Here is a 13,464-nt window from a genome sequence, read left to right as displayed (position 1 = left end):
CGGGCAGTGGAACACCTTACAGCATGGACTGCAGACGCTCGCGAATGATGCCTTCAGCCTGCTTCATGATGCGCTCGATCAGGTCTTCACAGCTGGGGATATCGTGGATCAGGCCCGCAACCATACCGCAGGACCAGGCACCTAGATCCATCTCACCGTTCTGCATGATGCGCGGGTACACACCAGCCACCTCGTCGATGATGTCGGCAAAGGTCAGCTTGTCGCCCAGTGCCTTCTCTTTCTCGACAATGCGCTCAACAGCCGCGTTGTTCAGCACGCGCTCGGTGTTACGCAGCGGACGCATGACCAGACGGGTGTCCAGCTCGGAAGCAGCAACGATGGCCTGTTTCACGTTCTCGTGAACCGGTGCTTCTTTGGTGGCGATAAAGCGCGTGCCCATGTTCATGCCCTCAGCGCCCAGCGCCATGGCCGACACCAGCGAGCGGCCGTCTGCCATGCCACCGGAAGCAACAAAGGGGATTTCCAGCTCTTCGGCCGCACGCGGCAGCAGGATCATGTTCGGGATATCGTCTTCACCCGGGTGACCACCACACTCGAAACCGTCAACGGAAACGGCATCGCAACCGATGGACTGGGCTTTCAGCGAGTGACGCACGGAGGTGCACTTGTGGATGACCTTGATGCCGGCATCTTTCAGCGCGGGCATGTATTCCTGCGGGCTACGGCCAGCAGTCTCAACAATCTTCACGCCGCCCTTGACGATGGCGTCGATGTAGCCCGGGTAATCCGGAGCGTTCACGGTCGGCAGGAAAGTCAGGTTAACGGCAAACGGCTTGTTGGTCAGCTCGCGGCACTTGGCAATTTCGTTGGCCAGGTCAGCCGGGGACTTCTGAGTCAGACCGGTGATGGTGCCCAGACCGCCAGCGTTGGAGACAGCGGCAGCCAGTTCGGCAAAGCCCACCCAGTGCATGCCGCCCTGAATAATCGGGTGCTCAATGCCAAACAGTTCTGTAATGCGTGTTTTCACGTTGATTTCGCCTCTTGCGGGGGTGTGATGGGTCGCGCTGGTCGACCGGCTATTTAGCTTCGGATAGAGAAGCTAAATTCATCCGCCACGAAAAGCAAGTAATCCCTCCCGCGCACGGCGTGGCCATATACCGTGCAAAAAGCCCCCTGAATACCCGGCCTACAACCGAAACCCGCTGTGCGCATGGCAGTACATGCGTTGCTGCGCAGACGCAAGACGGGTCCCATCACCGCAACGCTCGGCCAGCCAGGCCCTGGCGCCCTTGCGGCAGGTGCGGTATTCAATGGAGCCGCGGCGATAATTGCGGCAAAAGCTGCCGGTATCAATCACACCGTTGTGATACTCGTAGCGCGTTTTCCAGCGACTACGCTGACGCCGTGCATCGCGCCAGTCGAAGGTAGCGGTTGCACTGCCAGTTGGCCTGTCAGCGGCTCGGCGCTCGGTACTGGGCTGGCCTGCTCGCGACAAGATATGACGCGACTCCAAAATGTTATCCGGCTGACGCGCAACATAGTTTTGGTCATTGAATTCTGTTTGCTTTTGCTCGGCAGCAGTTGGGCTCATCGCCAACGCATTCTCGGCTGCAGACTCGCGCAACTTGGCCTCAACAATGGCGTCGTAATCCGGCCTTACGGCAACCTGCTCCGGCGCGGCTAGCGGCGGCGGAGTTGCTACCGGCGCCACGCCGGCGACAGCCTCAGATGAAGCCTGGTAATGCCCCCATGCCCACCATCCTCCTGCACAACCCAGCAACAGCAAAAACCCTATCCCCACGCGATCCATGCTCCCTCCCCCTCAGGTACGTCCTGCAGGCAGGGTGCAAGAAAGGGCTGTCCGGCAACAGCCCGGCAGGTCAACCGCGTGAACGAGCGCAAAACTCACAGAGCTGATTGCCACACTAGGGAGCGCTCTGCCTCTGGACGCAGCGGTATAGAGTCGAGCTGGCACGTTGACGACCAGGCCCCGAATCAAGGGGCAAGTGCCCAGCCAGAGCGGCTATGCGTCAGCAAAAACCGGCCAACGCCCGACCACCCTTCCCGCCCGTACGGCAAGCACATCACCAAACTGCAGCAGTACCGCCTCGCTCTGCGTGGGGCGCATGAACACCAAGTCATCCACCTCCAGCGCCGTATCCGCCGGTGCCAGCAAGACCTGCTGGTTCGAACTGGTGCCATACAGCCCACTTGCTTTGAGTCCGACAGGCGATACGGGATCGGCCAGCCAGTTGCCGCCATAGATAAACAGCGCCTTTTTGCCGCGCCCGGCCAACCACGAGATAAGCGCGGGCAGCGGCCCTGCCCCCGGTAGCGTGAAGGCGCCAGCCGTTTTGAGCACCGGCGTGGCGATGAACAGAGCAGGCAAGTGCCCGGCCAGGCTTGGCAGGTCAAAGTGTGTGGGTTTTAGCAGCCCGCTGCCGAGCGCCAGCTCGTTGCTGACCTGCTCCTGATCGTGCAGTCGATAGGTTGGGCTGCCAGCGGTGTTGAGCGTCAGCGGCGGCTGCTCGTCTGCGGCCAGTGCCTGAGCCCAGAGTGCTGGCGCCTCACGCAGCACCTGCTGCACCCGGGCCTGATAGGTCGCCATCGCCTGCGCCAGCAAGCGTTCGGGCGCGCCAAACAGACGCGGCAGCATCGCCACGTGCGGCTCGTAGCCCATAAAGCCGGTAAACCTAAGGTGCTGCGGGCACTCCGCGATACGCCGCAGCAGCGCGCTGAGCATCAATGCGCCCGCGCGGCCTTGCGGCACACCGCCCCGGTGCAGTCCGACATCCAGCTCCAGATTCACGTTAAGCCGCAGCCCCAGGCGCTGCGCCAGCCCCAGATACTGTTCAAGCCGCTCGGGCGAGTCGATCAGCCACTGCAACTGGCGCTGCGGCTCAAAGTCGCCCGTAAACGATTGATAGAACCGCTCCACCAGCGCCACCGGCATTGGCTTGCCAAGCAGAATGTCGGCATCCGGCCAATGCTGGGCATCCAGCGTGAGAAACGGCTGATGAAAAGACATCAGCCGCCGCGTACCGGCGCGGCGGGCGATGTAATCCAGCAGCTCAAACGACGGCAGGGACTTTTCCACCAGCCGCAGCGCCTTACCCGCACGCGCCGCAAAGGTCACGGCCTGGTCGATATTGTGATCCAGCCGATCCAGATCAACGATCAGCCGGGGGCGCAGCTCGCCTTCCTCAAGCAGCGCTGCCTGCAACTGGGCAAAATAGGCATCATGGATTGTCATGGCAGCAACAGCAGCTTGCGCAGATGGTCGTTGAGCATGCGGCCCTGCGGGTCCAGCCGCTCACGCAGGCGGGCGGCGTCGTCCCAGCGCGGATACAGCTCCGCCAGCCGCGCCGCATCCTGCGAATGCAACTTGCCCCAATGCGGACGCCCGCCGTACTTCCAAAATATAGGCTCGACCAGATCAAACAGCGGCCGATGATCAGCGCAGACATGCTGGTGAATAGAGATGGACGCACTGTCGCGCCCATAAAACGGCGACAGCCAGACATCGTCCGCTGCCACCGTACGGTATTCCAGCGGAAACAACGTCCGCAGGGATGAACGCTTGACCGTCGCCATCACCTCTTCCACACATTCAAGGCCACGCGCCAGCGGCAGCTCGTATTCCATCTCATTAAAACGAGAGGCCCGCGGGCTGGGGAAAATCTCGTGCGAACGCCCAACACGGCGTACCTCCGAGTGCAGCGCCGTCAGCAGCCGCTGCATCCAGGCATCCGCCCCGGCCACCCCATGGGCGATGCGCGAAGTGATATCCAGCACCTTGTCGACCGGCAGGTTAAAGCGCGGTTTGGCCGTTGGCGGCGCAGTCGATTCATTCAGTACCTTCACCAGCGCCTTGTCGGTGCGAAAGAACGCCCAGAACTCGGCGTGGCGGTTGTCCCGTGCCAATTGCTCAAAGTTGCTGAGCACCTCAGACAGCGGCAGCAGATATTCGCGCTCGGCCAGTTGATAACGCGCGCGGTTCTGCAGCGTGATGCGGGTCACTATGCCCAGCGCGCCAAGGGAGGTGGCGCCCGCCTGCAGGATATCGGGGTGGGTCTCGCTGTCAGCATCAATCACCTCGCCGCCGGGCGTCACCAAGCGCAAGCCACGCACCTGCGCCGAGAACGACGCCAGGCCCAACCCGGTGCCGTGGGTAGAGGTACCGCAAGCACCGGCCAGCGACTGGGCGTCGATATCGCCCTGATTAATCAACCCCTGCCCCAACGGCCAGAGCAGCGGCCCCAACGCGTGCAGCGGCGTGCCCGCCATCGCCGTCGCGGTCAGCCGCCCGGCGTCGTGGGAGACCAACCCGCTTAACTGGTCAAGGGCAACAAGGTTCTCAGAGGTCTGACACAACGCACTGAACGAATGCCCCGCCCCGGTGACGCGCACCTCACCAGTCGAACCCTGCAACAGCGCAACCAGCTCCTCCTCACTGCCCGGCCGCCACCAGCGCGCAGGCGCCGATTGCTGCAACCCCGACCAGTTGCGCCAAACCGCCCCAGACTCCGCCATATCGCCTCCTTGTCATTACCCCGGCACTCAACCGGGGACGCAGTACACTGCCGCGTTGACCTGATCATCACGTGAGATAGCGGCGGGAACAAGGGGCAAGTAAGACAGAAGAAATGATGGAAACTAACGATGTGCTGATTTGAACGCAGGCAAATCAGCTAGGGGTTGCGAGGATACAGCTCAAAGCCCTCTTTCTAGCAAGCAAGCGGAATACAAACCGGTTGCGAGCCTGACCCATGCGAGCCAGATGCTCCAGCAAATGAGCAGCCACAATGGCTACCCTAAACGTCTCCACTCGTTACAATGCGTCAGTGCAAAACGCTCTGAACACCATGCAGAGCACCCTCTACAAGGAACAACACCCGTATGACCAGCTCCCAACAACGTGCCACCCTGCAACGCCAGATCTGGGCCATTGCCAACGATGTCCGTGGCGCCGTGGACGGCTGGGACTTCAAACAGTATGTGCTGGGCACCCTTTTCTACCGCTTTATCAGCGAAAACTTTGCCAGCTATATCGAAGCCGATGACGAAAGCATCAACTATGCCGAGCTACCCGACAGCGTCATCACGCCTGACATCAAGGACGATGCCGTCAAAACCAAAGGCTACTTCATCTATCCAAGCCAGCTGTTTGTCAATGTGGCGAAAGCCGCCCACAGCAACGACAGTCTAAATACTGACCTGGCGGCCATCTTTGCAGCCATCGAAAGTTCTGCCAACGGCTACCCGTCCGAGGGTGATATCAAGGGTCTGTTTGCCGATTTCGACACCACCAGCAACCGCCTGGGCAATACGGTAAAAGATAAGAACCTGCGTTTGGCCGCCGTGCTCAAAGGCGTCGCAGGGCTGGACTTCGGCGCCTTCGACGCCGCCCATATAGACCTGTTCGGCGACGCCTACGAGTTTCTGATTTCCAACTACGCCGCCAATGCCGGCAAGTCGGGTGGCGAGTTCTTTACCCCGCAGCATGTATCCAAGCTGATTGCCCAACTGGCCATGCACAAGCAAAGCACGGTCAACAAGATTTACGACCCGGCAGCGGGGTCGGGGTCCCTGCTGCTGCAGGCAAAAAAACATTTCGACGCCCACATTATCGAAGAGGGGTTCTACGGCCAGGAACTGAATCACACCACCTATAACCTGGCGCGAATGAACATGTTTTTGCACAACATCAACTACGACAAGTTCAACATCCAGCTGGGCGATACCTTAAGAGAGCCGCACTTTGGCGATGAAAAGCCCTTCGATGCCATCGTCTCCAACCCGCCCTATTCGGTAAAGTGGATCGGCGCAGATGACCCGACACTGATCAACGACGACCGCTTTGCCCCGGCCGGTGTACTGGCCCCCAAATCCAAGGCCGACTTTGCCTTTGTGCTGCATGCGCTCAGTTACCTGTCCAGCAAGGGCCGCGCAGCCATTGTCTGCTTCCCCGGCATTTTTTATCGCGGCGGCGCCGAGCAGAAAATCAGAAAATATCTGGTGGACAACAACCATGTGGAAAGCGTGATCTCGCTGGCGCCCAACCTGTTTTTTGGCACCACCATCGCCGTGAACATTCTGGTACTGAGCAAACACAAGACCGACACCACCACTCAGTTCATTGACGCCAGCGGCCTGTTCAAAAAGGAAACCAACAACAACATTCTGACCGACGCGCATATCGAGCAGATCATGCAGGCCTTCGACAGCAAGGCGAGCATCGACCACTTCGCCCGCTCGGTGCCCCATGAGGAAGTTGCCGCCAACGACTACAACCTGTCGGTCAGCAGCTATGTGGCAGCCAAAGACACCCGCGAGCAGGTGGATATCGCCCAGCTGAATACCGAGCTGAAAGCCACGGTGGCCCGCATCGACCAGCTGCGCGCCGAGATTGATGCCATTGTGGCGGAGATTGAAGGTGAGGAGTTGGGGGCATGAGCGGCGTGAGTTTTATGGAGAGGCTGCTGGATGGGGTTGAGGTGGCATGGAAGCAACTTGATGATGTTGGGGAGTTTCTACGAGGCAAGCGATTCGTTAAAGCGGATATGATGCCCGAAGGTATCCCCTGCATACATTATGGTGAGATGTATACTCACTTCGGTGTCTGGGCAGATCAGGCTAAGTCGTTTCTTGATACAGCCGTCGCTTCCAAATTGCGTTTTGCGAACCCCGGTGACGTGATCATTGTTGCTGCTGGCGAGACCATTGAAGATATCGGTAATGGCACAGCATGGCTCGGGGCGAGCGATGTTGTTTTCCACGATGCATGCTTTTCATTCAAAAGTGAATTAGATCCCAAGTATGTTGCTTATTATCTACGAACAAATTTGTTTAAAGAGCAAATAAAGAGCAGCGTTTCGTCAGGCAAGATTTCATCAATTAATGCCAAAGGGCTAGGAAAAGCAGAAATCCCAGTCCCATGCCCCGAAAACCCGAAAAAATCCCTTGAGATCCAGGCCGAAATCGTCCGCATTTTGGACGCATTTACCGCCTTTACCGCCGAGCTTACCGCCGAGCTTACCGCCGAGCTTACCGCCCGCAAAAAACAATACCAGTACTATCGCGACAAGCTGCTGAGCTTCAAAAAAGGGGACGTGGAGTGGAAGACGTTGGGGGATATTTCCGAGATCAATACTGGACAAAAGCCGACTGAAATACTTAGTGATGAAACGGCATTTGACTATATCAACGCAGGGACAACACGGTCCGGATATGCCATAGGCAGCAATTGCGAAGGCGATACAGTTACCACACCTTCGAGAGGCCAGGGCGGGATAGGCTTTGTGGGATACCAAAAAGAACCTTTCTGGTTAGGCCCGCTTTGCTACAAAATTAGGTCAGCAGACGAAACGGTTTTGATTAACAAGTATTTGTTCTATTTTCTTCAGTCTAACAACGAGCTTATATTGGGTTTGAAAAAAGAAGGCGGAGTGCCGGCAGTCAATAAATCAGATTTGGCGAAGCTGAAAATTCCTGTCCCTTCATTTGATAATCAAATTCACATCGTCACCATTCTCGACAAATTCGACGCGCTAACCAACTCCATCAGCGAAGGCCTGCCCCGCGAAATCGAGCTGCGCCAGAAGCAATACGAGTACTACCGCGACCTGCTGCTGAGTTTCCTCAAGCCGGATGCAGAGGTGGCCGCCTGATATGAGCTATAAACCGCCCTTCACCATCAGCGCCGAGATTCTGAATCTGGTGGCCGATATCAGCCAGCAGGTGGGGCGGCTGGATGCCAGTTTGTTAAATGCCTCACCGCAGTTACGCAAGCAAAACCGCATCAAAACCATTGCCGGCACCCTGGCCATTGAAGGCAATACCCTGACGGAAGACCAAATCACCGCCATTGTAGAGGGCAAGCCAGTGCTGGGCAGCGTGCGCGAGCTGGCTGAGGTGAAAGGCGCCATTGCCGCCTATGAAGCCTTACCCCGGTTGCAGCCGGCCCATCTTGATGACCTGCTCGCTGCCCATGCCCTGATGATGGGCGAGGTGCTGGTGGATGCCGGCGCGTTTCGCAATAAAGGGGTAGGTATTCATAAAGCCGGGGTGGTGCAGCATGTGGCGCCACCCGCGCATCAGGTAGCGGGCCTGATGGCCGATTTGGCGGGGTGGCTGTAGCAGGCCAGCGACCACCCGCTGATCACCAGCAGCGTGTTTCACTACGAATTCGAGTTTATTCACCCCTTCAGCGATGGCAATGGCCGTATGGGCCGCCTGTGGCAAACCCTGATCCTGTCGCGCTGGCACCCGCTGTTTTTGTCGCTGCCGCTGGAAAGTGTGATCAAGGAACACCAGCAGCAGTACTACCAGGCCCTTGAGCAGGCCGATCAGCAAGCCGACAGCACGCCTTTTATCCGGTTTATGCTCTCGGTGATTGCCCGGACGCTGGCGCAAAACGCCCCTGTAAACGCCCCTGTAAACGCCCCTGTAAGTCGCCAGGTGGACGTGAGCGAGCTGAAAACCCCGGATGCCATTGTGGCCTTGTTGACCGCCAACCCTGACTTGACGCGCCAGCAATTGGCCGATGCCATTGGCAAAGACCTGCGCACCATCGCCCGCGCCTTGGCCAAACTGCAACAGGCCGGGAAAATCACGCGCATCGGTTCGGATAAAACCGGCCATTGGGAGGTTCACCCGTGACGGATCACAGACCGTTGTCGAATCGGATGGCCGAGCTGTTTGGGGTAGGCGGACCAGTTATTTCCAAGCACCTGAAAACTATCTTTGAAAGCGGCGAGCTGTGGGAAAACGGGTTGTTTCCATTTTGGAAAATGCCACTGAACAGCGCGCGGCAAAGGGCTTTACCCAAACCCGGCAGGTAATAAATCACCCGTCAGCAGCCTGTCGAATCCGACTTCGACCGGGAAGTGAAACGGCTGCTGCAAGCAAAGGATGCGCACCATGATTGACTACAAAACCATTGCCGAGTCCAACAACTTTATTGTGCTGGATAGGTACACCAAGCAATGGCAGGTCGCCGAGGGCTACCAGAGCGAAGGCGACCTGGAGCGCGAATTCATTCAGGACTTGCAGAACCAGGGCTATGAGTACCTGCCTGCCCTGACCAGTCCCGACGCCCTGCTGGCCAATGTGCGCACCCAGCTGCAAAGCCTGAACACGGTTGAGTTTTCCGACGCTGAATGGCGGCGCTTTGTCGAAACTTTTCTCGACCGGCCCAGTGAAACCATCATCGACAAGACCCGCAAGATCCACGACGACTACATTCACGATTTTGTCTTTGATGATGGTCGCATCCAGAACATCTACCTGCTGGACAAGCAGAATATCGCCCGTAACAAGCTGCAGGTGATCAAGCAGTTCGAGCAGAGCGGCAGCCATGCCAACCGCTACGATGTGACCATCCTGGTGAATGGCCTGCCGCTGGTGCAGGTGGAGCTGAAACGCCGGGGCGTGGCGATTCGCGAGGCCTTCAATCAGGTACACCGTTACAGCAAGGAGAGCTTCAACAGTGAACATTCACTGTTCAAGTATTTGCAGCTGTTCGTGATCTCCAACGGCACCGATACCCGCTACTTTGCCAACACTACGCAGCGCAACAAGAACAGCTTTGACTTCAGCATGCACTGGGCGAAGTCGGACAACAGCCTGATCAAGGATCTGAAGGACTTCACCAGCACCTTTTTCCAGCAAAGCACCCTGCTGGAAGTATTGCTGAAGTACTCGGTATTTGATGTCAGCAATACCCTGCTGGTAATGCGGCCCTACCAGATTGCCGCTACCGAGCGCATTCTGTGGAAGATCAACAGTGCCCACGCCGGCAAACACTGGAGCAGCCCCGAAGGCGGCGGTTATATCTGGCACACCACTGGGTCCGGCAAGACCCTGACCAGCTTCAAGGCTGCACGGCTGGCCACTGAGTTGGACTTTATCGACAAGGTGTTCTTTGTGGTGGACCGCAAAGATCTGGACTACCAGACCATGAAGGAATACCAGCGCTTTTCGCCGGACAGCGTCAACGGGTCTGACAGCACGGCGGGGCTGAAGCGGAATCTGGACAAGGACGATAACAAGATCATCGTCACCACCATCCAGAAACTCAACAACCTGATGAAGAGCGAGGCCGACCTGCCAATCTACCGCAAGCAGGTGGTGTTTATCTTCGATGAGTGCCACCGCAGCCAGTTTGGTGAGGCGCAGAAAAATCTGAAGAAAAAATTCAAGCGTTTTTACCAGTTCGGTTTTACCGGCACGCCTATCTTTCCGCAGAACGCACTGGGCGCGGAAACCACCGCCAGCGTGTTTGGCCGCGAATTGCATTCCTATGTGATTACCGATGCCATCCGCGACGAGAAGGTGCTCAAGTTCAAGGTCGATTACAACGATGTGCGCCCGCAGTTCAAGGCGCTGGAAACCGAGCAGGACGAGAAAAAACTGAGCGCGGCGGAGAACCGCCAGGCGCTGCTGCACCCCGAGCGCATTCGTGAGGTATCGCAGTACATCCTCAACCACTACCGACAAAAAACCCACCGTCTTAAACCGGGCGGTACCGGCTTTAATGCCATGTTTGCGGTCAGCAGCGTGGATGCTGCCAAGTTCTATTACGAGTCGCTGAACCAGTTGCAGGCAGGCCATGACAAGCCGTTGAAAATCGCCACCATTTTTTCTTTTGCCGCCAATGAAGAGCAGGACGCGGTGGGCGATATTCTGGACGAGAGTTTTGATGTGTCGGCCATGCACAGCAGCGCCAAGGAGTTTCTCAGCGCGGCGATTGTCGATTACAACGCACTGTTCAAAACCAGCTTCAGCGTCGACAGCAACGGCTTCCAGAACTATTACCGTGATCTCGCCAAGCGCGTGCAGTCCGGCGACATTGACCTGCTGATTGTGGTGGGCATGTTTCTGACCGGTTTCGATGCGCCGCGCCTGAATACCCTGTTCGTCGACAAGAATCTGCGCTACCACGGCCTGATTCAGGCCTACTCGCGCACCAATCGTATTTATGATGCGACCAAGACCTTTGGCAACATCATCACCTTCCGTGATCTGGAAAAGGCCACCATCGACGCCATCACCTTGTTTGGCGACAAAAACACCAAAAACGTGCTGCTGGAAAAGAGCTACAAGGAGTACATGGAAGGCTTCTCCGATATCGTCACCGGCCAGGCACGCCGCGGCTTTATGGAAGTGGTTTCGGAGCTGGAACAGCGCTTCCCCGACCCGGACGAGATCGTCAGGGAGAAAGACAAGAAGGACTTTGCCAAGCTGTTTGGCGAGTACCTGCGGGTGGAAAATATCCTGCAGAACTTTGACGAGTTCGCCAGCCTGAAAGCCCTGCAAAAGATCGACAAGGATGACCCGCAAGCGTTGGAAACATTCAAGGCAGAGCATCATCTGAGCGATGATGATCTGGCCACCTTGCAGAGCATCCGCCTGCCAGCAGAGCGGCAGATTCAGGATTACAAATCTACCTACAACGACATTCGCGACTGGCTGCGCCGGGAAAAGGCCGCCAGTGAGCAAGAGCAGTCCCGCATTGACTGGGATGACGTGGTGTTTGAGGTGGACCTGCTCAAGTCTCAGGAAATCAATCTGGACTACATCCTTGAGCTGATTTTTGAGCACAACAAAAAGTCCAAAAACAAGGCCGATCTGATTGATGAGGTGCGCCGGCTGCTGCGGGCCAGCCTGGGCAATCGTGCCAAAGAGAGTCTGGTTGTGGACTTTATCAACCAGGCGGACCTGGATGAGATCCCCGACAAGGCCAGCATCATCGAGGCGTTTTTCACCTATGCGCGGGGCGAACAACAGCGTGAAGCGCAGGAGCTGATTGAAGCCGAGAACATGGATGCAGAGGCCGCGAAGCGCTATATCTCGGCTTCATTAAGACGCGAGTTTGCCAGCGACAGTGGCACCGAGCTGAACAGCCTCCTGCCGAAGATGAGCCCGCTGAATCCTCAGTACCTGCCAAGGAAGCAACGTGTGTTCCAGCAGATTGCTGCCTTTGTTGAGAAATTCAAAGGTGTTGGTGGGGGCGTTTGAAAAATTAGCAGCAGGCAAAGCCTGCTGTGAATTTTCGCCGGCTCGTTCGACACTTTCCGAAGCTGGAAAAGAAAAACCCCTGAAATCTTAACGAAATCAGGGGTTTATCTATCGCGTCTGGCGGAGAGGGATTACTCGGCTGGACCAGCCTCGGGTCGTCGTCGCTACGCTCCGACGCTCCTGCGCCAGCGGTGCTGGCTCCGGTCGAACCGTTAGAATTCTCGTCCGTTTTTTCACCGCACAAACAAAAAAGCCCCAGCTTGCGCCAAGGTTCTTCGCTGTCTGATAGAGAGGGATTACTCGGCGCTATGCGCCTCGCCCTCGGCTGGACCAGCCTCGGGTCGTCGTCGCTGCGCTCCGACGCTCCTGCGCCAGCTCTGCTGGCTCCGGTCGAACCGTTAGGGTTCTCGTCCGTCTTTTCACCGCACAAACAAAAAAGCCCCAGCTTGCGCTGGGGCTTTTTTGTTTGTCTGGCGGAGAGAGAGGGATTCGAACCCTCGATACGCTGTTAACGTATACACACTTTCCAGGCGTGCTCCTTCAGCCACTCGGACACCTCTCCGGATCTCGGCGGCAGGATACCCTGCTACCGAGGCGCGCTAATTTACCGAAACACCCGCCCTTTGGCAAACTCTTTTTCCATGTATTTCAGTCACTACGACGGCTTGGCGGCAAGACTCGCCAGTCATGATTTAGTTGGTACACTGCCGAATCGCAAACGCGGCCTGTCGCCGCAGCCCTGACTCGAGGACTTTCTGATGAGCGAACTGGTTTCCTACCGTTTTGCCGATGGCGTTGCCCACCTGAGCCTGGACAATGGCAAGGTTAATGCCCTGTCGCCGGACATGATTGCTGCGATCAACGCGGCGCTGGATCAGGCAGAGCAGGACCGTGCGGTTGTGGTGCTGAGTGGTAAGCCCGGTATCTTCTCCGGCGGCTATGATCTGAAGGTCATGACCTCTAGCCCGGACGCGGCCAAGGCTCTGGTTGCCACCGGCTCTACCCTGTCCCGCCGCCTGCTGTCGCACCCCTTCCCGGTGGTTGCGGTGTGTACCGGCCACGCGATTGCCAAGGGCGCTTTCCTGCTGCTGTCTTCGGACTACCGCCTGGGTGTCGCCGGGCCGTTTAAGATTGGCCTGAACGAGACCGCCATTGGCATGACCATGCACCACGCCGGCATTGAGCTGGCCCGTGCGCGTCTGACGCCTGCCGCCTTTGGCCGCGCAGTGATCAACGCCGAGATGTTCTCACCGGAAGAGGCGGTACAAGCGGGCTTCCTGGACAAAGTCGTTGCGGCCGAGGAGCTGGAAGCGGCGGCCATGGCCAAGGCTAAGGAGCTGGCAGCGCTGAACATGACGGCCTTCCGCCAGACCAAGGTCAAATCGCGCAAGGCATACCTGGAGCTGCTGGATGCCTGCATCGAGCTGGACCGTCAGCACGACCTGAGCTGACCCCCAGCGGGGACTGCGCCGCCGCCACAGA

10 protein-coding genes and 1 tRNA gene are annotated in these 13,464 nt (G+C 57.7%); 6 read left to right on the top strand and 5 right to left on the bottom strand.

Features of this window, described 5'->3' with window-relative positions:
- Positions 1 to 16 precede the first annotated feature (16 nt).
- The 4 genes from BM116_RS01265 to BM116_RS01250 form a co-directional block, all read right to left on the bottom strand.
- Entirely contained in the window at positions 17 to 988 is a 972-nt protein-coding gene (locus BM116_RS01265) for an NAD(P)H-dependent flavin oxidoreductase (protein ID WP_083724360.1), read from the bottom strand.
- A 159-nt stretch (positions 989 to 1,147) separates the two neighbouring features.
- Positions 1,148 to 1,672, bottom strand: coding sequence for a hypothetical protein (locus BM116_RS01260; RefSeq protein ID WP_083724362.1), 525 nt, complete (start codon positions 1,670 to 1,672; stop codon positions 1,148 to 1,150).
- Positions 1,673 to 1,984: 312 nt separating this feature from the next.
- A complete protein-coding gene (locus BM116_RS01255) occupies positions 1,985 to 3,214 on the bottom strand; it encodes an alanine racemase (protein ID WP_083724364.1) in 1,230 nt (409 codons plus the stop codon).
- A complete protein-coding gene (locus tag BM116_RS01250) occupies positions 3,211 to 4,494 on the bottom strand; it encodes a D-arabinono-1,4-lactone oxidase (protein ID WP_083724366.1) in 1,284 nt (427 codons plus the stop codon). The genes BM116_RS01255 and BM116_RS01250 overlap by 4 nt, the downstream gene beginning before the upstream one ends.
- A gap of 366 nt (positions 4,495 to 4,860) precedes the next feature.
- Here BM116_RS01250 and BM116_RS01245 point away from each other — a divergent pair, with 366 nt between their 5' ends.
- From BM116_RS01245 to BM116_RS01230, 5 genes are all read left to right on the top strand, one after another.
- On the top strand, positions 4,861 to 6,417 hold the full coding sequence (locus tag BM116_RS01245; protein ID WP_083724368.1) for a type I restriction-modification system subunit M: 1,557 nt from the start codon (positions 4,861 to 4,863) through the stop codon (positions 6,415 to 6,417).
- Positions 6,414 to 7,631 (top strand): restriction endonuclease subunit S, encoded by a 1,218-nt coding sequence (locus BM116_RS01240; protein WP_083724370.1) that lies wholly within the window; start codon positions 6,414 to 6,416, stop codon positions 7,629 to 7,631. The genes BM116_RS01245 and BM116_RS01240 overlap by 4 nt, the downstream gene beginning before the upstream one ends.
- A gap of 1 nt (position 7,632) precedes the next feature.
- Complete coding sequence (locus tag BM116_RS19040) at positions 7,633 to 8,100, top strand: Fic family protein (protein WP_235846664.1); 468 nt, start codon at positions 7,633 to 7,635, stop codon at positions 8,098 to 8,100.
- 18 nt (positions 8,101 to 8,118) lie between these two features.
- Positions 8,119 to 8,622, top strand: a complete 504-nt coding sequence (locus BM116_RS19035) for a Fic family protein (RefSeq protein ID WP_328586195.1) — start codon at positions 8,119 to 8,121, stop codon at positions 8,620 to 8,622.
- Positions 8,623 to 8,883: 261 nt separating this feature from the next.
- Positions 8,884 to 11,982: a type I restriction endonuclease subunit R gene (locus BM116_RS01230; RefSeq protein WP_083724372.1), complete on the top strand. Its 3,099-nt coding sequence runs from the start codon at positions 8,884 to 8,886 to the stop codon at positions 11,980 to 11,982.
- A gap of 471 nt (positions 11,983 to 12,453) precedes the next feature.
- Here BM116_RS01230 and BM116_RS01225 read toward each other — a convergent pair.
- Positions 12,454 to 12,544: transfer RNA gene (locus tag BM116_RS01225), tRNA-Ser, on the bottom strand.
- Positions 12,545 to 12,740: 196 nt separating this feature from the next.
- Between BM116_RS01225 and BM116_RS01220 the strand changes: the two genes are divergently transcribed.
- Positions 12,741 to 13,433 (top strand): crotonase/enoyl-CoA hydratase family protein, encoded by a 693-nt coding sequence (locus BM116_RS01220; protein ID WP_083724374.1) that lies wholly within the window; start codon positions 12,741 to 12,743, stop codon positions 13,431 to 13,433.
- The last annotated feature ends 31 nt before the right edge of the window (positions 13,434 to 13,464 follow it).

Source organism: Halopseudomonas pachastrellae, from assembly GCF_900114765.1.
Taxonomy (GTDB): domain Bacteria; phylum Pseudomonadota; class Gammaproteobacteria; order Pseudomonadales; family Pseudomonadaceae; genus Halopseudomonas; species Halopseudomonas pachastrellae.
The sequence above is the reverse complement of the archived record's forward strand: the minus strand, read 5'-3'. Positions and strand labels throughout refer to the sequence as shown.